This window comes from Rhodococcus sp. PvP016, from assembly GCF_017832185.1.
Lineage (GTDB): Bacteria > Actinomycetota > Actinomycetes > Mycobacteriales > Mycobacteriaceae > Rhodococcoides.
In genome coordinates, this window is sequence record NZ_JAFIBH010000001.1 from 3,743,698 (window position 1) to 3,764,370 (window position 20,673).

Genomic DNA, 20,673 nt, shown 5'->3' on the forward strand with positions numbered 1-20,673 from the left:
CCGGCCTCCGGCCTACCCGACCATCGACGACTAGCCTCCGGCCTACCCGACCATCGACGACCGGCCTCCGGCCTACCCGACCATCGACGACCGGCCTCCGGCCTACCCGACCGAGAACTCCACTCGCCGCGTCGCGACGTCCACCGGCCCCACCCGCGCGGTGACGGTCGTGCCCTCGGCCGGATCTCCCGAACACGGACCGACGACGGTGTACTCGGGAACGAAGACCTCGGCAGGCCGCTTGCCGGTACGTCCGCGCAGCACGACGGCCGAGACGGTGTCGCCGACGCGGTCCGCCAGGACCCTGGCCTCGACGAGGTCGATGCATGCACGGTCCACCTTCGACGCCAGCGAGTCGCTGCGCCGCATCGCGTCGGGCAGATCCGCGAACTCGGCGAGCACCCAGTCGGGAACAGCAGTTCCGGCGCAGTGAGCGAGACACACCTCGGTGGCGTACCTGTCGACGCGCCGACGCAGCGGCGCGGTGACGTGGGCGTACGGGCCGCCGATCCCGGAATGGTCCGGCTCCTCGGGTGTCTCACCGTCGAAGGCGACGTAGGCGGCGCCGCGCAACAGCTTGGTCGCCTCGGTCATCACGGCGAGAGTCGTGGGGGCCGACGGATCGAGGCCGGCGAGAACCTGGCCGGGCGAGGCACCGGTCGGCCACTGCAGGCCCAGTGCCCGCACCACGGCCCGAAGTGCCTCGACGTCCGATGCTCCCGGCGGCGGGAGTGTGCGCAGGATGCCGACCTTCGCCTCGAGCATGATCGCGGCGGCGCACATCCCGGTGAGCAGGGACATCTCGGCGTTCCACGCGTCGGCCTCCGTGCGCGGCGCGATCTCGAGGCGCCATCCACCGCGGTCGGAACCGTCGGCGACGACCTCCTGTTCGGGCAGCGCGAGCTCGATGGCTCCGCGCTCGACCGCGAGGGCCCGCCGCGCCCGACCGAGATCCTGCAGCGCCGTCAGCGACGGATGCACGGTGCCGGACTCGACCGCCGACTGCACCTCGGCATAGGTGAACCGTTGCCGTGAGCGCACTGTCGCGGGCTCGACGTGCCAGGACGTCGCCGTTCCCGCGGGATCGGTGTCGATGGTCCACAGCGCGGCCGGTCGTACCCGGTCCGGCAGGAGGGACGACGCGTCCTCGGACATCTCCCGAGGGTGCAGCGGCACGCTGTCGTCCGGGAGATACAGCGTCTGTCCACGGCGGCGCACCTCCTCGTCCAGCACACTTCCCGGCGCGACGACCGCACCGACGTCGGCGATGGCGTAGTAGAGGCGGAAACCCGCGTCAGTGCGGTGGACGACGAGAGCCTGGTCCAGATCCATCGACCCGGGCGGGTCGATGGTCACGAACTCGAGGTCGGTCGCGTCGCGCCGCGTCGGACGAGAGTCCGCCACCGGGACAGCGTCGGGCGGGTACCCGGTGGGCAGGTCGAACTCGGCGCGTACGGCCGAGAAGTCGACACCGTCGACCCGAGGCGCGACGGCCCGCCTCGACACCGACGCGGTCACGAGCGCGCCGATGCGGTCACGAAGACCAGGTGTCGTCGGCGTCGTCCGCGGCCTTGTTGCGCTCCGCGGCGATCTGGAGGGCGCGCTCGGCGGTGGCCTTGTCGGGGTAGGGGCCCATGCGGTCCATCGCACCGGCCTCCTTGCCCTGCACGACAGCCTTGTCGCTGATGCGGAAGTACCACTGATCGTCGTCGTCACTCATGATCGACAGTGTGCCCCAGATCCGCCCCGACGGAACAGACTTCGCGTTCTGCGACCCCGCGATTCACGCTCGGCGACGCGCCGACCGGACACACCGCGTGACCAGTGACCGCGTTACACTTCTCGCATGTCCGGGTACACACGCCGGACCGGAGCCGGACCACGCACCCGATAGGAGTACGACATGTCGACCCTTCTCTTCGATCAACTGTTGCCGCTGATGGGCCATGACGCCGCGACGTACTGGGCCACCCTGCTGGTGGTCGACCCCATCTGATCCACCCTGCTCACGAACGGCTCCGCCCTCATCGAGGACGGGGCCGTTCGTCGTTCAGGAGGGGCACTCGATGCGTGGCGGCGGGCCGACGCTTCCCGTAGTTTCCTACCGCCGGCCCGCCGAGACTCACTGTAGAGGACATCGAACGTATGTTCTAGTCCGCCCTCGAACACAGCGATCCGTGCTGGTGGTGTGCGCGGACGAGTCGGCGTGTAAGCCGGATCCTGTCCCCGGAACGAATCCCGGGTGGCGACCATCCATCTGGGCACACCGTCGCCGGGTACCTCGAGCGATCAACCCGCAGGCTCGGGCGAGCAGCCCTCGAACACCTGCGCAGACGCACCACCGCGAACGGCGGTGCGACCTTCGATCTTGCTCCGGGCGGGGTTTACCGAGCCACCCCGGTCACCCGGGGTGCTGGTGCGCTCTTACCGCACCGTTTCACCCTGACCGACCGATCCGAGGACCGGTCGGCGGTCTCTTCTCTGTGGCACTGTCCCGCGAGTCGCCTCGGGTTGCTGTTGGCAACCGCCCTGCTCTGTGGAGTCCGGACTTTCCTCGGCTCGAAGCTTGACGACGCCGGTCGTCAGTTCTCCGTGCCGCGGCCGCCCGGCCAACTCGTCCGCCCCGTCATGGTAGCCGCTCCGCCACCCCCGTCCCACCCCCGCTCCGACCCCCGTTCCGCCCCGTGCCCAACCCCCGCGAGTACGTCCGAACCGTCGCTGGGCGAGCCCCGATCACGACAGTTCGGACGTACTCGCGGGGGGTGGGTGTGCCGAGCGGACGGATGGTCGGACCGGGGATCTAGAGTCACGCGCATGACCTTCGTCGTCCTGCTGCGCGGCATCAACGTCGGCGGCATCCGCATCTCCATGGCGGCCCTGCGGTCGTCTCTGGAGGACGCCGGATACACCGGGGTGCGCACCGTTCTCGCGTCGGGCAACGTGGTGCTCACCGCGACGACGCAGGACCCGGCCGTGGTGCGCTCCGACGTGGAGGGTGTGCTCCGGCAGGCCTTCGGCTACGAGGCGTGGGTGGTGGTCGTGACCGTGGAGCAGCTCGCCGAGATCGTCACCGCCTTCCCGTGGGAGACCGACGAGGCGGTACGCCACCCGTACGTGATCTTCTCGACGGACGGTGTGTCGACCACTGATCTAGCGGAGATCGGCGAGACGGCCGACCCTGCCGTCGAGCGGTCGACGCTCGGGCCGCATCACGTCCTCTTCTGGGAGGTCGTGCGCGGTGACACCCTGTCCAGCGTCGTCGGCAAGGCCAGTGCGCGCGCGTCCTACAAGTCGACGACGACCACGCGAAACCTCCGCACGCTGCGCAAGATCCTCGCGTGATCACCGATTCCACCGCGCGGACCGTCGTGGCCGCGCTGCTGGTGGCTGCCGTCCTGATCTTCGCCATCGCGCGCCCCCGCGGACTCCCCGAGGCCACCATCGCGGTTCCGGCCGCGGCACTGGCGATCCTGCTCGGAGTCGTGTCGACGAGCGACGCACTCGAGGAGACGGCGGAGCTCGCCCCCACCGTCGCGTTCCTCGCGGCGATCCTGGCTCTCGCTCACCTCGCCGACGCGCACGGCGTGTTCACGTGGATAGCGTCCGTCCTGCACGCCCGGTCGCGGTCCTCCCCGACGCGGCTCCTGATGCTCGTGTTCGCCACCGCGTCCCTCACCACGGCCGTGCTCAGTCTCGACGCGACGGTCGTCCTGCTCACCCCGGTCGTCATCGCCGCGGCCCGCCGCGCCGGGATGTCGCCACGACCGGCGTCCTACGCCGTGGCACACCTGTCCAACTCGGCCTCCACGCTGCTCCCGGTGTCGAATCTGACCAACCTGCTGGTGTTCTCGGCCACCGGTCTGTCGTTCTTGCACTTCACCGCACTGATGGCGGCGCCGTGGCTCGTCGCGATCGCGCTCGAGTACGCGGCGTTCCGTTGGTTGTTCCGCGGCGACCTGCACGAGGTGGAGAACCCGCCGGACGACGACGGTCCGTCCGTGGCGGCGCCGACGCTCGCCCTCGTCGTGATCGGCTGCGCCCTGGTGGGTTTCGCGATCAGTGGGTCGCTCGGCCTCGAACCGGTGTGGGTGGCCGCGGCGGCCGCGATCGTGCTCGCCGTTCCTGCGCTGCGCCGGTCCGAGACGACTCCCGTCGCGATCGTGCGTGCACTCGATCTGTGGTTCTGCGTGTTCGTCTTCGCGCTCGGGGTGGTGGTCGCGGGGCTCGCCGGTGGCCCGGTCGGCGAGGCCGTCACCGAGATCCTGCCGACGTCGTCCACGCTGCTCGCGCTGCTGACCGTCGCCGCGGTGGCCGCAGTCGCCTCCAACGTGCTCAACAACCTGCCCGCGACCCTGCTGCTGCTCGCCGCCCTGACGTCGACGACAGGCGCTGCCCCGGTGGGCGCGCTGCTCGCCATGCTGATCGGCGTCAACCTCGGGCCCAACCTCACCTACGTCGGGTCGCTCGCGATCATGTTGTGGCGCCGCGTGGCTCGCGCGGAGGGCGAGGCGCCGAGCCTGCGCACGTTCACCGTGGTGGGCCTGGTGACCACACCGATCACCGTGGTCGCGGCAACCGTCGCCCTGTGGCTCGCCCTGCAGGTGTAGGCGTCAGGTCCAGAGGAACGACGTGTCGGTTCCTCCGTCAGGCCCAGAGGAACGACGCGTCGGTTCCTCCGTCAGGCCCAGAGGAACGACGTGTCGGTTCCTCCGTCAGGCCCAGAGGAACGACGTGTCGTTCACCAGGCGCACGGAGGCCGCGTCGTCGTCGAACCAGTCGACGATGCTGATGGACGCCAGGTCGAGGTGCATCCGGTAGAGGATCGACGGGCCGACGTCCAGGCCGAGCTGCAGGAGCGTCTTGATGGGCGTCACGTGCGAGACCACGACGACGGTCTTGCCCGCGTACTCGGTCGCGATGTGCTCCCGGACCCGGCGCACCCGTTCGCGGACGGCGTCGAAGCTCTCGCCGCCGGGAGGCGCGACGGACGTGTCTCCCATCCACCGCCGATGCAGCTCGGGATCGCGTTCGGTGGCCTCGAGGAAGGTCAGGCCCTCCCACTCGCCGAAGTCCGTCTCCGTCAGATCCTCGACGACCGTGACGGGGACGTCGATCGCGCGGGAGACGGCCTCGGCAGTGTCCCGGGCCCGGCCCAGCGGTGAGCTCAGGACGACGTCGACGCCGCCCAGCAGTGCGACACGCTGCGCCGCGGCCGCCGCCTGCGCTCGACCCAGCTCGGTGAGCTCGGGGTTGCCTCGGCCGGAGTACCGACGATCCACCGACAGCGCGGTCTGGCCGTGCCGCAGCAGGATCGTGCGGGTGGCGGCACCCGAGACGGACTGCCAGGCAGGCCGTTCCGACACCGGGGCCGGCGCGCTCACGACCTCGGCCGCTCCGGTCAGCAGAGCGTCCTCACCGTCCATCGCCTGATTGGCCAGCCGGTCGGCGTGCGAGTTCTCGGCGCGCGGAATCCACGCGTACTGCACGTCGTCGAACGTGTCCGCGATCGCGGCTGCTCGCGCGCGCAGCGGAATCATGTCCGGGTGCTTGACCTTCCAGCGGCCGGACATCTGCTCGACCACCAGCTTGGAGTCCATCCGCACCGACACGCGCGAGGCCCCGAGTTCGCGGGCCGCCTCGAGACCGGCGATCAGTCCGCGGTACTCGGCGACGTTGTTCGTCACCACTCCCAGGTGTTCGCGGCGCTCTGCCAACACCGTGGATCGCGCCGCGTCCCACACGACGGCTCCGTATCCGGCGGGCCCGGGGTTGCCTCGCGATCCCCCGTCGGCCTCCACCAGGACGGAATCGAGCTGGGGACTCACAGACCGGACTCGTTGGTGCGCACCAGGATCGCGTTGCACTCCGAGCACCGCACGACCACGTCGGGCGCGGTGCCGGCGATGCGCGCGATCTCGCCGCGATCCAGCTCGATCCGGCACGCGCCGCAGCGTCGACCGCGCAGCAGGGCCGCACCGATGCCCGACCGTTCACGCTGCTTCTCGTACATCGCGGACACCTCGGCGGGCAGCCGCGCGGCCAGCTCCTCGCGCTGCGCCGACCGGGTGCGCTCGGCGTTCTCGACGTCGGCGAGGGCGTCGTCGCGTCGACGGGTGGCGTCGACGATCGTGTCCTCGACCTGTGTCAGATTGGCGCCGGCGTGCTCGTAGTCGCTCTGCGACGCCTCGCGCTGCTCCATGACCTCGAGCAACTCGTCCTCGAGGATGCCGCGGCGGCGCTCGAGACTGCCCAGCTCGTGCTGCAGTTCACTGAGCTGCTTCGCGGGAGCCGCCCCGGAGGCCAGCGCAGCGCGGTCCTTCTCCTCGCGGCGGCGCACGGCGTCGACCTCGCCCTCGAGCTTGCGGATGTCGCGGTCCAGATCATCGAGCGAGATCTGCACGCCCACGGCGGCGTCCTTGCGCTCGATCCGCTCGCGTTCGAGTGCATCGAGCTCGACCTGCTCGGGAAGAGTGCGTCGACGGTGTGCGAGCTGGGCCAGTTCGGTGTCCATGGCGGCCAGGTCGAGGAGGGAGAGCTGGATCTTCGGGTCGACGTTCACGCGTGTCACGGTACTAGTCCTGCGGGGGACGGACGCCGATGCTCCACGGATCCGTTCTGATCGTCAGGGTCCGGGTGGTCCAGCCGTCGCGATCTCCGAACGCGCTGTCCAGCAGGTCGCGCGCCTGGGCGCACCACGGGAACTCCCCCGCCCAGTGCGCGACGTCGATCAGCGCGGGTCCGCCGGCCCGCAGGTGTTCGTCCGCCACGTGGTGTCGCAGGTCGGAGGTCACGTAGGCGTCGACGCCCGCTGCCGTGACGTCGCCGAGCATCGAGTCCCCGGATCCACCGCACACGGCCACACGGCGGACGGTCGCGTCCGGATCGCCGGCGGCGCGCACTCCCCAGGCAGTGGACGGGAGCCGACTGCCGACGCGTTCGGCGAAGGCGCGCAACGACATCGGCTCGGCCAGTGTCCCGATCCGGCCCAGCCCGCAGTCGGTCGGCAACCCGGCCGTCTCGACGACGTCGAACGCCACTTCCTCGTAGCGGTGCGCCGAGCGGAGCGCGGTGAGAATGGCCGGGCGCGCCGAGCGCGGAGCGACCATCTCGACGCGCCGCTCCTCGACCGACTCGACGGTGCCCACGGTGCCGATCGCCGGCCGCGCGTCGTCGACGGGACGGAACTGGCCGTCGCCCACGACGCTCCAGCTGCACTCGCGATAGTCGCCGATCGACCCGCCGCCCGCGTCGAACATGGCCTGCCGCACGGCGGGAGCATCGGCCACGGGGACGTACACACCCCACTTGTCGAGGCCCCCGTCCGACTTCTCGTCGAGGGGGCGCAGATCGATGAGGCCGAGCAGAGTGGCCAGCGCGTCGGACACCCCGGGCTGCGCCGAGTCCGCGTTGGTGTGGGCGGTGAACAGAGCGCACCCCGCCGTGATCAGGCGATGCACCAACGCGCCCTTGGGCGTGTGGGCACCGACCGTGTCCACGCCGCGCAGCAGCAACGGGTGGTGCACCACGAGCAGATCGGCACCGGCGGTGATCGCCTCGTCGACGACGGCGGCCGTGGCGTCGACGGCGAACATCACGGTGGTCACGGAGTTCGCGGGATCGCCGCACACCAGACCCACCGAGTCCCAGCTCTCGGCGAGCCGGGGCGGGTACGCCGCGTCGAGCACGTCGATGATCTCGGCCAGGGTGGGCGCTGCGGTTCCCGTCGATGCCATCACTCGACCCTAGGTGTGCCCGTCTCGCGCACCACGTCACCCCACGCGTCGGCGAGTCGGCCGACGGAGTCCGCGTCCCGCACCGCGATCCGCAGGTGATCCGGGCCGAGGCCGGGAAAGGTGTCGCCTCGGCGGACCGCGACACCGCGGTCCCGCAACGCGGCCCGGATCGCTGCGCCGTTCTCCGCGCGGACGAGCACGAACGACGCCGTCGCCGGTGCCGACACCTCCACCCCGAGTACGCGGAGCCGTTCGACGAGGTACTGCCGCTCGCGGGCGAGCACGAGTGCGTCGGCGTCCACGGACGCGACGGCCTCGGGTTCGCAGCACGCTTCGATCGCGGCCAGCTGCAGGGTCCCCAGCGGCCAGTGGGGTCGGCCCCGGTTCAGTGTGGCGAGGACGTCCGGCGCTCCCAGCGCGTACCCGCACCGCAGTCCCGCGAGGGCGAACGACTTGGTGAGGCTGCGCAGCACCACCACGTCGGGATGCGACTGTGACGCCAGGGACTCGGGCTCGCCGGGCACGGTGTCGGCGAATGCCTCGTCCACGACGAGCACGCGTCCCTCCTCCCGGAGTGCGAGCACGTCCGCGCGGGGATGGGCGACGGACGTCGGGTTGGTCGGATTGCCCAGCACCACCAGGTCGGCGCCGTAGGGAACGGCGGCGTCGACGAGCCGGTACGGCGCGGGCAGCACGACTCGATGCACCGGGACGTCGGCACTGCGCAGCGCGAATTCGGGCTCGGTGAAGGACGGGTGGACGACCGCGGCGAGGCGCGGGCGCAGCCGGGGCAGCATCGCGAATCCTTCGGCCGCTCCGGCGAGCAACAGCACCTCGTCCGGAGATCGACCGTGGCGCAACGCCACTCGGTCACGAACCCGCCGATCCTCGGCCTCCGACGGGTACGCCGCGAGTCGGTCGACGGTCTCGATCAGTCTGCGCCGCAACCACTCGGGGGGCCGGGACCCGCGGACGTTCACCGCGAAGTCGAGCATGCCCGCCTCGACCTCCACGTCGCCGTGGTGGCGAAGCAGCGGATCGATACTGGCGTCGCCTGTCACTCGGGTGACTGTAGGCGCTCCATATACTGACGCCCATGTCCACCACAGCCGTCGACCTCGTCCTCTTCGACCTCGACGGCACCCTCACCGATTCCGCACCCGGCATCCTCGCCGGTTTCGATCACGCGCTCGCGACAGTGGGGAGCCCGCCGCCCGGCGACGACGTCCGCGCGCACGTCATCGGACCGCCGATGATCGACACGTTCCGGTCCCTCGGTCTCGACGAGGACAGGGTCGAGCGCGCCCGCGCGGCCTACACGGAGTACTACGACAGCCGCGGCTGGTCCGAGAACCGGGTGTACGAGGGCATCGTCGACGTGCTGGACGCGCTCGTGGCCGCCGGCGTCCCGATGGCGGTCGCGACGTCGAAGAACGAACGATTCGCGCGGCGCATCCTCGAGCACTTCGGCCTGGCCGACTACTTCCGCTTCATCGCGGGCGCCAGCGACGACGGAAGCCGCCGGTCCAAGGCGGACGTCGTCGCGCGCGCACTCGAGCAGGTGGGGCGCCCGGCTCGGTCCACGGCCGAGGGCGGTACCGCGTCGGTGGTGATGGTCGGCGACCGCGACCACGACGTGTTCGGCGCCGGGCACTGGGGCATCCCCGTGGTCCTGGTCCGGTGGGGATACGGATTCGAGTCCGAGCACGACGCGGCCTCGTGGTCCGTCGGATCGGCCGCAGAACTCACCACGCTGCTCTCCTCGCTCACGACGGACGCGGCATGACGGTGCACGTGACCTTCGTCTGCACGGGCAACATCTGTCGGTCGCCGATGGCCGAGAAGATCGTGACGCAGGCCCTCGCGGATGCCGGGATGGACGACCGGGTGCGCGTCACCAGCGCCGGCACGGGCGACTGGCACGTCGGCGACGCCGCCGACCCGCGCGCCGCTGCCGAGCTGGAGTCGCACGGCTACCCGTCGGCGCATCGCGCCCGCACCGTCGATGCCGAGATCCTGGGCGCGGACCTCGTCGTCGCGCTGGATCGATCTCACGAGCGCGACCTCCGTCGGCTCGGCGTGCCCGCGGACCGGTTGGCACTGCTGCGCTCGTTCGACCCGGACGCCGATTCCGACTCGGTGGCCGATCCGTACTACGGCGACGATAGCGACTTCCGGACGGTGCGCGAGCAGATCGAGGCAGCCGTCCCCGGTCTTCTCGAGGCCCTCTCCCAGCGCTGACACCCCCGTCGCGACGCGACGACTACGCTGTGTAGTCGTGCGCCGACTGTCGTTCCTTCTCCGTCCCGGGTGGTTGGCACTCGCGGCTGTCGTCATCCTCTTCGCGTACCTCTGCTTCTCGGTTCTCGCGCCCTGGCAACTGGGCAAGAACACCACCACGTCGGCGCGGAACGAGCAGATCAGCCGCTCCTTCGACGCGGAACCGGTCGATGCTGCCGATCTGTTGACCGAGCAGGTCGTCGCTCCCGAGGACGACTGGCGACGGGTCGTGGTGACCGGGACGTACGACACCGACAGCGACGTGGTGGTCCGCCTGCGCAGCGTCGACGACACGCCGGCCTTCGAGGTCCTCACCCCGTTCGTCACCGACGCCGGGCCCACGATCCTGGTGAACCGCGGCTACGTGCTGCCCACCACGGGGATCGACGTCCCGACCTTCGATCCCCCGCCGGCCGGCACCGTCACGCTGGAGGGCCGCCTGCGCGTCTCGGAACCGTCGGTTCCGGACAAGCCCGCCGTCGCCGGCCCCGGGGTCCCGCAGGTGTACACGATCACGCCGGCGCAGGTCGGTGAGTTGACCGGCACCGATCCGGTCGACGGGTACGTGCAGCTCGCCGACGCGCAGCCCGGCGGTCTCGGTGTTCTCGCGCTGCCGCAGCTCGACGCCGGGCCCTACCTGTCCTACGGGTTGCAATGGCTTGCGTTCGGCATCATGGCTCCGCTGGGCCTCGCGTACTTCGTGCGCGCCGAGATCAAGGAACGGCGCCGTGGCAACGCCGAGTCGAGTGACGATCTCGAACCGAGCGACGATCTCGAGCCCACTGCCGCTCCCGACGAGTACGACGACGGACTGGACGCGCTGTTGAAGCCGCGGCGAGGCCTACGACGGAAGTCGGCGCCCGCGGCCGAGTCGACGACGCTGCTGACCGACCGCTACGGCAAGAAGCGCTGACACCGCCGCGGCGCTCGCCTGTACCGCAGCCGACAGGCGCACCGCACGCCGCAGATCGTTCGTCGTGGGGACGCTTCCCCGGCCCAGGACGGGCCGCTGTTCGACGCCGTGCGCGTAGGCCGTCTCGCCGCCGAGCCGCACTCCGAGGGCGCCCGCGGCGGTCGACTCGGTCACTCCGGCATTCGGGCTCGGATGGTCGGCCGCGCTCGCGCGCCACGCGGCCAGGGCGTCCCGCGGCGTCCCACCCACCGTCGGCGCCGATGCTGCCGTGAGGAGTCCGGTGAGTCGGGCGGGGATCAGGTTGACCACGTCGTCGAGGCGGGCGGCACACCACCCGAACCGTTCGTAGCGCGGCGAGTGGTAGCCGATCATCGCGTCGAGGGTGTTGACGGCGCGGTATCCGACGGCGCCGGGAGCCCCTGCCACCGCGGCCCAGAAGAGCACGCCCGTCGTCGCGTCCGACGTGTTCTCGGCCACCGATTCGAGCGCCGCCCGCGCCGCGCCCGCGTCGTCCAGCAGAGCAGGATCACGCCCGCACAGCGACGGCAGAATCGCCCGCGCGGCCGGAAGATCGTTGGCGTCCAGGGCGTCGGCCAGCGCGAGACCCGTGCGAGCCAGCGTCGTTCCCCCGAGACACGCCCAGACCGCGGCGGCCGTCAGCGCTGCACGCGGAACCGGGTGATCACGCACGAGTCGATCCGCCGCGGCCGTCGCTCCGATCGCTCCACCGACGAGCAGTGCGGTGTGGACGGTTCCGGCGAGTCGGTCGTCTCGGTACGTCCGCGTCTCGAGGGCGGCGGCGAGGGATCCGAAGGCGGCCACGGGATGACGGCGTCGTGGATCCCCCAGCATCAGGTCGGCAAGGTATCCGGACGCGATTCCGACGGCGGGTGCGGTGATCATCGTCCGCGATCCTATCCTTCACGTCACGGTCAGATAGTCGGACGTCCACGTATTCGGCTACCCTGTGCGCATGACGGAGTCGACGCGGACGCAGGACTGGCACACCGGCGCAGACGGCGAGCTGTATCCGCCGGAGCCCTGGTATCTCGGCGGCACACTCCTGGTGTCGGTCTACCGCGTTCCCGTCCGCGAGCTCCCGCAGGACGTGCTGTCCGCCGTGTCCGACGCCGATGCCCGGCTGGTGACGGTCGGCGGGAACGCTGTCGTCTCGGCGGCCTTCGTGCGCTACACCTCGGGCGGCGTCCTGTCCTACGACGAGTTGATCGGCTCGGTACTCGTCCGGCGCGGCCTCACGGTCATGGCCACCATCCCGCACATCTGGGTCGACAGTCCGCAGTCCCGCACCGGTGGCCGCGAACTGTGGTCCATTCCGAAGCATCTGGGCGAGTTCCGCCGCGAGACCAGCGGGCCGCGTGTCACCGCGTCGATGACGTTCGACGGTGCCCCCGTCGCGGCGCTCGACGCGCGCGTCGGGCGCCGGCTCACGCCGGGCACGCCGCGCATTCCGCTCACCACTGCACAGCACCTCGGCGGTCGCACCGTCGTCTCCCGCAACACGATCTACGCGACCACCCGCGCGCTGTCGACGACGTGGACGTTCGCGCCGGACGGTCCGCTGGGTCACCTGCACGGACGCACGCCGACCGTGAGCGCCGCACTCGCCGACGCCTCCATCGTCTTCGGCGGACACGTCGACCGACGCTGAGTCGGTCGGTGTTGACTGGGGGTCCGCCGACACAGGAGCCTCCATGACCGACCTGCAGAACTTCGCCGACACCGTCTTCACCGCTGCAGCCGGGCTGCAGGTCACCACGGCCACCGGCACCGAGGTACGCGGACACATCGATCTGACGAGCGATCACCACACCCCGTGGGGCGTCGTGCACGGCGGCGTCTACACCTCGGCCGTCGAATCGGCCGCGAGTATCGGTGCGAGCGTGGCGGTCTCGGACCGCGGACAGTTCGCCGTCGGCGTCCACAACGGGACGGACTTCCTCCGGTCGATCACCGAGGGGCGGGTCGACGTGGTCGCCACCCCGCTGCAACAGGGTCGGGTCCAGCAGCTCTGGCAGGTGATCATCACCAGCGCCGACTCCGGCAAGGAGATCGCCCGCGGCCAGGTACGGCTGCAGAACGTGGCGAACCCGAACGCCTGACTAGAAGCTCCAGCCGCGGAACAGGTAGCTGATGCGGATCAGGATGTCGACGAGCCCTGCGGACATGTGTTCCTCCGACGTTCGTGCCTGTCAGCGGGCTCGGGTCGCCCCCTGTCCCCGCACACTAGGCACCCGCCGGCCCGTCGGGGGTCGCAACACGGAGAACGGGCGAAGTTCTCGGTTCAGTCGGCGAGGGAACGCCACGGGGCCGCGTCCTCGACCTCGAAGGCCACCTCGAGCAGCGTTCGCTCGTCGCCCTGCACACCGGAGAACATGACCCCCACCGGCAGTCCGGCACTCGAGCGCCCCAGCGGCAGCGACATCGCCGGAGCTCCCGCCACGTTGTGCAGCGGAGTGAACGCGGCGTAGGACGTGAGCCTCTCGAGGTACTCGTCGAACGGCACGTGCGGCGACAGATGCCCCAGCCGCGGCGTGGTGTGCCCTAGTACCGGGGACAGCACCAGGTCGACGCTCGCGAACATCGAGGCGTAGTCGGCACTCGCCCGGCGCAGTCGACGCACCACCGACGGCAACCGGTACCGCGTACGACGGAAGCGGTCCGCGAGTCCCACGGTGAGCGTGTCGAAGTCGCGTTCCGTGCGGCCCTCGAGACGCGGCGTCGTCTTCTGCAGAACGTAGGCGAGGAACGACCAGTACTCGACGAAATCCTCGGGAAAGCGCTGGTCGATCGGCACGGTGGTCATCTCGTCCACCGTGTGACCGAGGCGCGCGAGGAGCGCGGCGGTGTCGTCCAGCGCGGCGAGCGTCTCGACGTCGGTGGGGCCGCCCGCGGGCGACTGCCGGATCACGCCGACACGCAATCGCCGCGCCGACGGGCCCGTCACGGTGCCGATCGGTCGCAGGCGTCGCGCACTCGCGTGATCGGCCGCGGCCCAGAATGCGGCCGTGTCACGGACACTGCGCGTCAGCACCCCTTCCGAGACGATCGCGACGGGCAGCAGCTTCTCCAGCGCCGGCAGCACGAACCTGCCGCGCGACGGCTTGAGGCCCACGAGCCCCGTGCAGGCCGCAGGGATCCGGATCGAGCCACCGCCGTCGTTGCCGTGTGCGAGGGGAACCGCCCCCGCCGCCACCAGCGCCGCGGATCCGCCCGACGACGCGCCGGTCGAGTACTCGGTGTTCCAGGGGTTGCGGGTGGGCGGCCGGGTCGGGAACTCGGTCGACGCGCTGAGACCGAACTCCGGCAGCGTCGTCTTCGCCACCACGCCGAACCCCATCGAGAGCATCTCGCGGGCCACCGGACCGTGCCGGTCGGCGGGACGAGCACGGATGATCTCGGAGCCCTGGCCCGTCGGGAGCCCCCGGACGTCGCTGTTGTCCTTGATCACCGTCGGCACACCCGCGAACGGCCCCGCCTGGTCGCCGACGACGGGAGTCGCCAGTGGTGGCCCCACCAGAGCGTCCAACTCGGCCATCTTCTCGATGCGCGAGAGTGCCGCCGACGCCAGTTCGCCGGCGGAGACGTCGCGCCGGCGCACTCGGAGCGCGAGCCCCACCGCGTCGTCGCGCCCCAGCGCATCGTCCGTGAACGCATGTGTCATCGAAGATCCCCCTCGCTTCCCTCACCGGCGCCGCGGTGATTGCGTGCGCGTCCCGCGGGGAACGCTGCACCCCGTGCGCTGCGCTCCGTGGTGCACGCAACTCTAGAGAATGCGGCCACCACCGGTCCGAGACTCACGTCTTCACCGAATACGGTCGTCAGTTCATGTCCTGTGCGAAAGGTTTCTCGGGTGTCCACCACTTCCACCTCGGCCGACAACGCGGCCCCCGCGGTCTCCCGACGCGCCTGGCAGTCGTTGATCGTCCTGCTCATGGGCATGTTCATCGCCCTGCTCGACACGACCATCGTCAATGTCGCGCTTCCCATCATCCGCACGAGCCTCGAGGCGTCCGAGGCCACCCTGTCCTGGATCATCTCCGGATACGCACTCGCGTTCGGCCTGGCACTGATACCTGCGGGTCGGGTGGGCGACCGCATCGGCCACAAGTGGGTGTTCTTCACCGGACTCGCCCTCTTCACCGTGGCCAGCCTCGCGTGTGGACTCGCGCAGAACGATCTGCAGCTCGTCGCGGCGCGCATCGTGCAGGGACTCGCGGGCGGCATCTTCGTCCCCGCCGTCACCGCCTACATCCAGCTGCTCTTCCCGCCGCAGATGCGGGGCAAGGCGTTCGCCATCATGGGCGCCGTCATCGGTGTCTCGTCGGCACTGGGCCCCATCATCGGCGGTCTGATCATCGAGGCCGCCGGCAGCGAGAGCGGATGGCGGTTGGTCTTCTGGGTCAACCTGCCGTTCGGACTCATCGGCTTGATCCTGGCCGCGAAGATTCTGCCGACCCGCTCCGAGATCGACTCCCCCGACGCCCCCGCGCGCGGTATCGACTGGGTGGGTCTCGCACTCGTCACGGCAGGTCTCGTCGCGATCCTGGTCCCCCTCATCGAGGGCCAGGACACCGGATGGCCGACATGGACGTACGTGACACTCGGCGCCGGCATCGTGCTCATCGGACTGTTCGGCGCGTGGGAGGTGCGCTACTCGCGTGCCGGCCGCACCCCCCTGGTCCCGCCGCGACTGTTCACCCGGCCCGCGTTCACCGGCGGAGTCATTCTCGCCCTCGTCTACTTCGCCGCCTTCACGTCGATCTTCTTCACCATCTCGATCCTGTGGCAGACCGGTCTCGGGAACTCCGCGCTCGCCTCCGGAGTGGTGTCGATCCCGTTCGCGATCGGCAGCATCATCTCGTCGTCGCAGTCCAACAGACTGGCCGAACGACTCGGGCGCAACGTGCTGGTGCTCGGCACGGCGCTCGTCACCCTGGGACTCGTGTGGGCCTGGCTGGTCCTGCTGTTCACCGATGCGTCGGCGTTGACCAACTGGAAGCTGCTGCTCCCCCTGTTCATCGCGGGCCTGGGCAACGGCGCCTTCATCGCTCCGAACGCGCAGTTCATCGTCGCGACGGTCGACCGGCCCGACGCGGGCGCCGCCAGCGGTGTCATCTCGACGATGCAGCGGGTCGGCAGCGCGATCGGCATCGCCATCATCGGCAGCGTCCTCTTCGGCTCGCTGAACGTCATGGGCCCCGGTGAGGACGCCGTCGCGACGGCGTTCACCGACAGCGCGGCGCATGCCATGGGAGTCAGCGCCGGATTCGCCGTGCTCGCCTTCGTCCTGGTCTTCGCCCTACCGCGACGGGCTCACTGATCGTCCGCATCCGGTGCCAGCAGGTGCACGTCGTCGGCGACGATCGACCGCAGTAGGTCGTCGACGGCCTTCACCCGCGCCAGTCGCGTGAGGTCGCGAGGCATCGCCGTCCAGTAGTCGCGGCGCACGGCGAATTCGTCGGGCAGCACGCAGACCAGCTGGTCGTCCGGCTCACCGATGTAGTTGGGCAACGGCGCGATCCCGAGCCCGTGGCGGGCCGCGAGCCAGTGACCAGTGATGTTGTTGGTCTGGAACTGGGGTCGACCGTCCAGGTGCATGGCATCGAGGATGCGCAGCGGCACCACGTCCAGCAGCGCGTCGACGTACCAGATCAGGACGTGCCGACGCAGGTCGTCGAGGCTCTCGAGTGCGGGCGCGGCGCGGAGGTAGGACGGTGACGCGTACAGCTTGAGCTCGTACGACGCCAGTTTGCGCGACGACATGAATCGCGGCGAGGGCCGCTCCAGACTCACGGCGACGTCGAAGCCGCGGGTGCTCAGCGCGTCGTGCTCCGTGGCGGTGACCAGCTCGACGTCGAGTCGGGGGTGGTCCCGCCGCAGCCGCGTCAGCTGCGGCGTGAGCACGAAGGCACCGAAACCGTCCGGGGCCGCGATGCGCACCGAGCCGGTCAGCGAGCCCACCGACGTCGTCTGATCCTCGAACGCCGCGATCAGCGTCGACTCCACCGTCTCCGCGTACCCCACGAGGCGCCGCCCCGCCTCCGTCAGCCGCCAGCCCGAGGGAGTGCGATCGAAGAGTCGATGGCCCGCCGCCTTCTCCAGACTGGTGATGCGGCGGCCCACCGTCGTGTGATCGACGCCCAGCACTCGCGAGGCGTCGTTGAGGCGCCCGTGGCGCGAGACCTCCAGGAAGAAGCGGAGGTGATCGGCGGAGAACATGGCGTGAGCGTACCCACCACGTGCAGATCTGCACGCGGCAGTGCGCCTTTGGCCTTTGACAGACGCAAATCTGCTGGGGAGACTCAGGTCACAGGCCAGCACTCGACCGAAGGAATCTCCGTGAACACGATCACGCACTGGGTGGACGGCAAGCCGTTCGCCGGCACCTCCGACAAGACCTCACCCGTCACCAACCCGGCCACCGGTCAGGTCACCGGCGAGCTCGCCCTCGCCACCGTCGAGGATGCCCGCGTCGTCATCGACTCGGCCACCGCCGCCTTCCCCGCCTGGCGTGACACCTCCCTGTCCAAGCGCACCGCGATCCTCTTCAACTTCCGCGAGCTGCTCAACGCCAAGAAGGGCGAACTCGCCGAGATCATCACCGCCGAGCACGGCAAGGTGCTCTCCGACGCCCTCGGTGAGATCAGCCGCGGCCAGGAAGTCGTCGAATTCGCCTGCGGCATACCGCATCTGCTCAAGGGCGGCTTCACCGAGAACGCCTCCACCGGAGTCGACGTCTTCTCCCTGCGCCAGCCGCTCGGACCCGTCGGCATCATCAGCCCCTTCAACTTCCCGGCCATGGTGCCGATGTGGTTCTTCCCCATCGCCATCGCCGCCGGCAACACCGTCGTGCTCAAGCCGTCCGAGAAGGACCCGACGGCGAGCATCTGGATCGCCGAGCTGTGGAAGGAAGCGGGCCTGCCCGACGGCGTCTTCAACGTCCTGCAGGGTGACAAGACCGCCGTCGACGAGCTGCTCGAGAATCGCAACATCAAGTCCATCAGCTTCGTCGGCTCCACCCCCATCGCGCAGTACGTCTACGCCACCGGCACCTCGCACGGCAAGCGCGTCCAGGCTCTCGGCGGCGCCAAGAACCACGCCATCGTGCTCCCCGATGCCGACCTCGACCTCGCTGCCGACGCCATGGTCAACGCCGGCTTCGGCTCCGCCGGTGAGCGCTGCATGGCCATCTCCGCCCTCGTCGCGGTCGGCGACATCGCGGACGAGCTGGTCGCCAAGATCGCCGAGCGCACCACCCCGCTCAAGACCGGCGACGGCACCCGCGGCGCAGACATGGGCCCGCTGGTGACCAAGGCGCACCGCGACAAGGTCGCCTCCTACGTCGACGCGGGCGAGGAGTCCGGCGCCACCATCGTCGTCGACGGCCGCACCGTGAAGGCCGACGGCGACGGGGCGAGCGAAGCGACGGGAATCAGGCCGGCCGAGGGCTTCTGGCTCGGACCCACCCTCATCGACCACGTCACCCCCGAGATGAGCATCTACACCGACGAGATCTTCGGACCGGTACTCTCCGTGGTCCGCGTCGACACCTACGACGAGGCACTGCAGCTCATCAACGACAACCCCTACGGCAACGGCACCGCCATCTTCACCAACGACGGTGGCGCCGCTCGACGCTTCCAGAACGAGGTCGAGGTCGGCATGATCGGCATCAACGTCCCGATCCCGGTTCCCATGGCCTACTACAGCTTCGGCGGCTGGAAGAACAGCCTCTTCGGCGACACCCACGCCCACGGCACCGAGGGCGTGCACTTCTTCACCCGCGCCAAGGCCGTCACCTCCCGCTGGCTCGACCCCAGCCACGGCGGCATCAACCTCGGATTCCCCGAGAACGACTAGTCAGGTCCACGCCGCGCCGCATCGTCTCTCCGCAGTTCGGGAGGCGGTGCGGCATCGGTATTTCCCCGGCATTTCCCCTTCCCGCACCCTTCCTCGGTTCCCGCACGCGTGTCGCTCGGCGAGGTCAGGTGCGGGACACGAGGATCGGTGCGGGAATCGCACCGCCCGACCACGAGAAGGAGCACGACGACGATGTCGACATCCATTTCCTTTCCCCGCTTCCTGCGCATGGGACCCGGCGCCGTCGAGGACCTCGGCCAGGTGCTCGACGACCTCGGGGTCGAGCGCCCCCTTCTCGTGACCGATGCGTTCATGGTCAGCACGGGCGCGGCGGATCGCGTCATGGGCATCATCGCGGCCGCCGGCAAGACCGGCGCACTGTTCGCCGAGACGGTGCCCGACCCCACCACCGACTCCCTCACCGCCGGCGTCGCCGCGGTCGCAGCGCACGACGCGGACGCCGTCATCGGCTTCGGCGGCGGCAGCCCCATGGACACCGCGAAGGCACTGTCGGTGCTGAGCAAGGGCGGCGGCGTCATGCGCGACTACAAGGCACCCGGCCCGTACACCGGACCCGCGCTGCCCATCATCGCCATCCCGACGACGGCCGGAAGCGGCTCCGAAGCGACACAGTTCACCGTCATCACCGACAGCGAGTCGGACGAGAAGATGCTGTGCCCCGGCCTGTCCTTCCTCCCCATCGCCTCCGTCGTCGACCCCGAGCTGACGATGTCCATGCCTCCCCGCCTCACCGCGGACACCGGTGTCGACGCGTTGACCCACGCGATCGAGGCGTACGTCAGCAAGAAGGCGAACCCGATCTCCGATGCGCTGGCCCTCAACGCCATGCGCACCATCGGACGGTTCCTCGTACGCGCGTACACCGACGGGGACGACGCCGAGGCCCGCGCCGCGATGATGGCCGCATCCACCCAGGCCGGCATGGCGTTCTCCAACGCGAGCGTGTGCCTGGTGCATGGCATGAGCCGGCCCATCGGCGGGCATTTCCATGTCGCACACGGCTTGTCGAATGCGATGCTGCTCCCCGCGATCACCGCGTTCTCCATCCCCGGCGCCCCGGAGCGGTACGCGGAGTGCGCACGGCAACTCGGCGCCGCACATGAGGGTGACAGCAACGATGTGGCCTCGGCAGCACTGGTCACCTACATCGAGAACCTCTGCGCGACAGTCGAAGTGCCGTCCCCCAGCACACACGGGATCGACGCCGACAAGTGGGAGAAGCTCGTCCCGTTGATGGCGGAGCAGGCCCTGGCCTCGGGTTCGCCGAACAACAACCCGGTGGTTCCCACGGCGCAGCAGATCGAGGAGCTGTACCGGCAGGTGTTCTGACGCTGCCCACGGCGCTGCGCCCGGTTGCTTCTTGCGCCGCGCGCAGCGCCCGGTGGTGAGCGCACTCTGCAACCTGCGCAGACCGCCGCGCGCAGCGCCCGGCGCGACCGCGGCGCCGGCCCCATTCACCGCTCCGCCGGCGGCACACCCTTCACCCGGTCCACGAACTCGTCGAGCTCCGCTTCGCTGTACGGCGTGTGTACCCGCACGGTCGATCCGGGTCGCAGCGCGACCGACAACCCGGGCCGCCACTCGCGGGCGGGGCGCACGGGACGTGGCGCGAAGCCGCCACCGCAATTGGGGCACACGTTCGCCAGGCGCGTCACACAAGCGGTGCAGAAGGTGCACTCGTACGTGCAGACATGAGCGTCGACGGACGACGGGGGCAGATCCACGTCGCACCGTTCGCAATTGGGCCGCATGTCCATGATGTGGGCGCAGAGGGGTTCGAACCCCCGACCGCTGGTGTGTAAAACCAGAGCTCTACCGCTGAGCTATACGCCCCGTCGTTCCCCG

General features: G+C 70.1%; 20 protein-coding genes, 1 tRNA gene and 1 other RNA gene. 10 read left to right on the forward strand and 12 right to left on the reverse strand.

Annotation, left to right across the window (positions count from 1 at the left end; all coding sequences use genetic code 11):
- Positions 1–102 precede the first annotated feature (102 nt).
- The 3 genes from JOE30_RS17420 to rnpB all read right to left on the reverse strand — a co-directional run bounded on the left by JOE30_RS17420 (position 103) and on the right by rnpB (position 2,617).
- Positions 103–1,518, reverse strand: coding sequence for an RNB domain-containing ribonuclease (locus JOE30_RS17420; RefSeq protein ID WP_307806225.1), 1,416 nt, complete (start codon positions 1,516–1,518; stop codon positions 103–105).
- Between the two features lie 16 nt (positions 1,519–1,534).
- A complete protein-coding gene (locus tag JOE30_RS17425; RefSeq protein WP_204868202.1) occupies positions 1,535–1,720 on the reverse strand; it encodes a hypothetical protein in 186 nt (61 codons plus the stop codon).
- Positions 1,721–2,193: 473 nt separating this feature from the next.
- Positions 2,194–2,617, reverse strand: an RNA gene (gene rnpB / locus JOE30_RS17430) — RNase P RNA component class A.
- Between the two features lie 197 nt (positions 2,618–2,814).
- Here rnpB and JOE30_RS17435 point away from each other — a divergent pair.
- Both JOE30_RS17435 and JOE30_RS17440 read left to right on the forward strand, forming a co-directional pair.
- Positions 2,815–3,342, forward strand: coding sequence for a DUF1697 domain-containing protein (locus JOE30_RS17435; protein WP_204868204.1), 528 nt, complete (start codon positions 2,815–2,817; stop codon positions 3,340–3,342).
- Complete coding sequence (locus JOE30_RS17440; protein ID WP_371831726.1) at positions 3,342–4,607, forward strand: SLC13 family permease; 1,266 nt, start codon at positions 3,342–3,344, stop codon at positions 4,605–4,607. The genes JOE30_RS17435 and JOE30_RS17440 overlap by 1 nt, the downstream gene beginning before the upstream one ends.
- Before the next feature lie 105 nt (positions 4,608–4,712).
- Here the strand turns inward: JOE30_RS17440 and JOE30_RS17445 are convergent, their stop codons facing one another.
- From JOE30_RS17445 to cobC, 4 genes are read right to left on the reverse strand one after another with little or no spacing between them, the layout of a single operon-like run.
- Complete coding sequence (locus JOE30_RS17445) at positions 4,713–5,825, reverse strand: bifunctional RNase H/acid phosphatase (RefSeq protein WP_204868206.1); 1,113 nt, start codon at positions 5,823–5,825, stop codon at positions 4,713–4,715.
- Positions 5,822–6,559, reverse strand: a complete 738-nt coding sequence (locus JOE30_RS17450) for a zinc ribbon domain-containing protein (protein ID WP_204868208.1) — start codon at positions 6,557–6,559, stop codon at positions 5,822–5,824. Before JOE30_RS17450 ends, JOE30_RS17445 begins: the two co-directional genes overlap by 4 nt.
- A 13-nt stretch (positions 6,560–6,572) precedes the next feature.
- The gene (locus JOE30_RS17455) at positions 6,573–7,733 is read right to left on the reverse strand and encodes a Nif3-like dinuclear metal center hexameric protein (protein WP_204868218.1); all 1,161 of its coding nucleotides are present in this window, start codon (positions 7,731–7,733) and stop codon (positions 6,573–6,575) included.
- The gene (cobC, locus tag JOE30_RS17460; RefSeq protein ID WP_204868219.1) at positions 7,733–8,794 is read right to left on the reverse strand and encodes an Rv2231c family pyridoxal phosphate-dependent protein CobC; all 1,062 of its coding nucleotides are present in this window, start codon (positions 8,792–8,794) and stop codon (positions 7,733–7,735) included. Before cobC ends, JOE30_RS17455 begins: the two co-directional genes overlap by 1 nt.
- Before the next feature lie 35 nt (positions 8,795–8,829).
- Here cobC and JOE30_RS17465 point away from each other — a divergent pair, with 35 nt between their 5' ends.
- From JOE30_RS17465 to JOE30_RS17475, 3 genes are read left to right on the forward strand one after another with little or no spacing between them, the layout of a single operon-like run.
- Positions 8,830–9,519, forward strand: coding sequence for an HAD-IA family hydrolase (locus tag JOE30_RS17465; RefSeq protein ID WP_027505776.1), 690 nt, complete (start codon positions 8,830–8,832; stop codon positions 9,517–9,519).
- Entirely contained in the window at positions 9,516–9,974 is a 459-nt protein-coding gene (locus tag JOE30_RS17470) for a low molecular weight protein-tyrosine-phosphatase (protein WP_204868220.1), read from the forward strand. The genes JOE30_RS17465 and JOE30_RS17470 overlap by 4 nt, the downstream gene beginning before the upstream one ends.
- Positions 9,975–10,011: 37 nt before the next feature.
- Positions 10,012–10,926, forward strand: coding sequence for an SURF1 family protein (locus JOE30_RS17475; protein ID WP_204868221.1), 915 nt, complete (start codon positions 10,012–10,014; stop codon positions 10,924–10,926).
- Here the strand turns inward: JOE30_RS17475 and JOE30_RS17480 are convergent.
- On the reverse strand, positions 10,855–11,829 hold the full coding sequence (locus JOE30_RS17480; protein ID WP_204868222.1) for a cobalamin biosynthesis protein: 975 nt from the start codon (positions 11,827–11,829) through the stop codon (positions 10,855–10,857). The genes JOE30_RS17475 and JOE30_RS17480 overlap by 72 nt on opposite strands.
- 70 nt (positions 11,830–11,899) lie before the next feature.
- Between JOE30_RS17480 and JOE30_RS17485 the strand changes: the two genes are divergently transcribed.
- Both JOE30_RS17485 and JOE30_RS17490 read left to right on the forward strand, forming a co-directional pair.
- On the forward strand, positions 11,900–12,595 hold the full coding sequence (locus JOE30_RS17485) for an acetoacetate decarboxylase family protein (RefSeq protein WP_204868223.1): 696 nt from the start codon (positions 11,900–11,902) through the stop codon (positions 12,593–12,595).
- 43 nt (positions 12,596–12,638) lie between these two features.
- The gene (locus JOE30_RS17490) at positions 12,639–13,046 is read left to right on the forward strand and encodes a PaaI family thioesterase (protein ID WP_204868225.1); all 408 of its coding nucleotides are present in this window, start codon (positions 12,639–12,641) and stop codon (positions 13,044–13,046) included.
- 182 nt (positions 13,047–13,228) lie between these two features.
- On the opposite strand, the gene JOE30_RS17495 is transcribed toward JOE30_RS17490, so the two are convergent.
- Positions 13,229–14,608, reverse strand: a complete 1,380-nt coding sequence (locus tag JOE30_RS17495) for an amidase (RefSeq protein WP_204868227.1) — start codon at positions 14,606–14,608, stop codon at positions 13,229–13,231.
- Positions 14,609–14,797: 189 nt separating this feature from the next.
- Here JOE30_RS17495 and JOE30_RS17500 point away from each other — a divergent pair, with 189 nt between their 5' ends.
- On the forward strand, positions 14,798–16,267 hold the full coding sequence (locus tag JOE30_RS17500) for an MFS transporter (RefSeq protein WP_307806227.1): 1,470 nt from the start codon (positions 14,798–14,800) through the stop codon (positions 16,265–16,267).
- Here JOE30_RS17500 and JOE30_RS17505 read toward each other — a convergent pair.
- On the reverse strand, positions 16,261–17,166 hold the full coding sequence (locus tag JOE30_RS17505) for a LysR family transcriptional regulator (RefSeq protein WP_204868229.1): 906 nt from the start codon (positions 17,164–17,166) through the stop codon (positions 16,261–16,263). The genes JOE30_RS17500 and JOE30_RS17505 overlap by 7 nt on opposite strands.
- 120 nt (positions 17,167–17,286) lie before the next feature.
- Here JOE30_RS17505 and JOE30_RS17510 point away from each other — a divergent pair, with 120 nt between their 5' ends.
- Both JOE30_RS17510 and JOE30_RS17515 read left to right on the forward strand, forming a co-directional pair.
- Positions 17,287–18,807, forward strand: a complete 1,521-nt coding sequence (locus tag JOE30_RS17510; protein ID WP_204868232.1) for a CoA-acylating methylmalonate-semialdehyde dehydrogenase — start codon at positions 17,287–17,289, stop codon at positions 18,805–18,807.
- Between the two features lie 192 nt (positions 18,808–18,999).
- On the forward strand, positions 19,000–20,157 hold the full coding sequence (locus JOE30_RS17515; RefSeq protein WP_204868234.1) for an iron-containing alcohol dehydrogenase: 1,158 nt from the start codon (positions 19,000–19,002) through the stop codon (positions 20,155–20,157).
- 125 nt (positions 20,158–20,282) lie between these two features.
- On the opposite strand, the gene JOE30_RS17520 is transcribed toward JOE30_RS17515, so the two are convergent.
- A complete protein-coding gene (locus JOE30_RS17520) occupies positions 20,283–20,585 on the reverse strand; it encodes a DUF1272 domain-containing protein (RefSeq protein ID WP_307806228.1) in 303 nt (100 codons plus the stop codon).
- A gap of 4 nt (positions 20,586–20,589) precedes the next feature.
- Positions 20,590–20,661, reverse strand: a tRNA-Val gene (locus tag JOE30_RS17525).
- Between the last annotated feature and the right edge of the window lie 12 nt (positions 20,662–20,673).

Excerpts from the sequence above, each read along its gene's own strand:
- JOE30_RS17490 (WP_204868225.1), top strand. The coding sequence starts at position 12,639 with ATGACCGACCTGCAGAACTTCGCCGACACCGTCTTCACCGCTGCAGCC.
- JOE30_RS17495 (WP_204868227.1), bottom strand. The coding sequence starts at position 14,608 with ATGACACATGCGTTCACGGACGATGCGCTGGGGCGCGACGACGCGGTG.
- JOE30_RS17455 (WP_204868218.1), bottom strand. The coding sequence starts at position 7,733 with ATGGCATCGACGGGAACCGCAGCGCCCACCCTGGCCGAGATCATCGAC.
- JOE30_RS17425 (WP_204868202.1), bottom strand. The coding sequence starts at position 1,720 with ATGAGTGACGACGACGATCAGTGGTACTTCCGCATCAGCGACAAGGCT.
- JOE30_RS17520 (WP_307806228.1), bottom strand. The coding sequence starts at position 20,585 with ATGGACATGCGGCCCAATTGCGAACGGTGCGACGTGGATCTGCCCCCG.
- JOE30_RS17470 (WP_204868220.1), top strand. The coding sequence starts at position 9,516 with ATGACGGTGCACGTGACCTTCGTCTGCACGGGCAACATCTGTCGGTCG.
- JOE30_RS17480 (WP_204868222.1), bottom strand. The coding sequence starts at position 11,829 with ATGATCACCGCACCCGCCGTCGGAATCGCGTCCGGATACCTTGCCGAC.
- JOE30_RS17505 (WP_204868229.1), bottom strand. The coding sequence starts at position 17,166 with ATGTTCTCCGCCGATCACCTCCGCTTCTTCCTGGAGGTCTCGCGCCAC.
- JOE30_RS17465 (WP_027505776.1), top strand. The coding sequence starts at position 8,830 with ATGTCCACCACAGCCGTCGACCTCGTCCTCTTCGACCTCGACGGCACC.
- JOE30_RS17485 (WP_204868223.1), top strand. The coding sequence starts at position 11,900 with ATGACGGAGTCGACGCGGACGCAGGACTGGCACACCGGCGCAGACGGC.
- JOE30_RS17435 (WP_204868204.1), top strand. The coding sequence starts at position 2,815 with ATGACCTTCGTCGTCCTGCTGCGCGGCATCAACGTCGGCGGCATCCGC.
- JOE30_RS17515 (WP_204868234.1), top strand. The coding sequence starts at position 19,000 with ATGTCGACATCCATTTCCTTTCCCCGCTTCCTGCGCATGGGACCCGGC.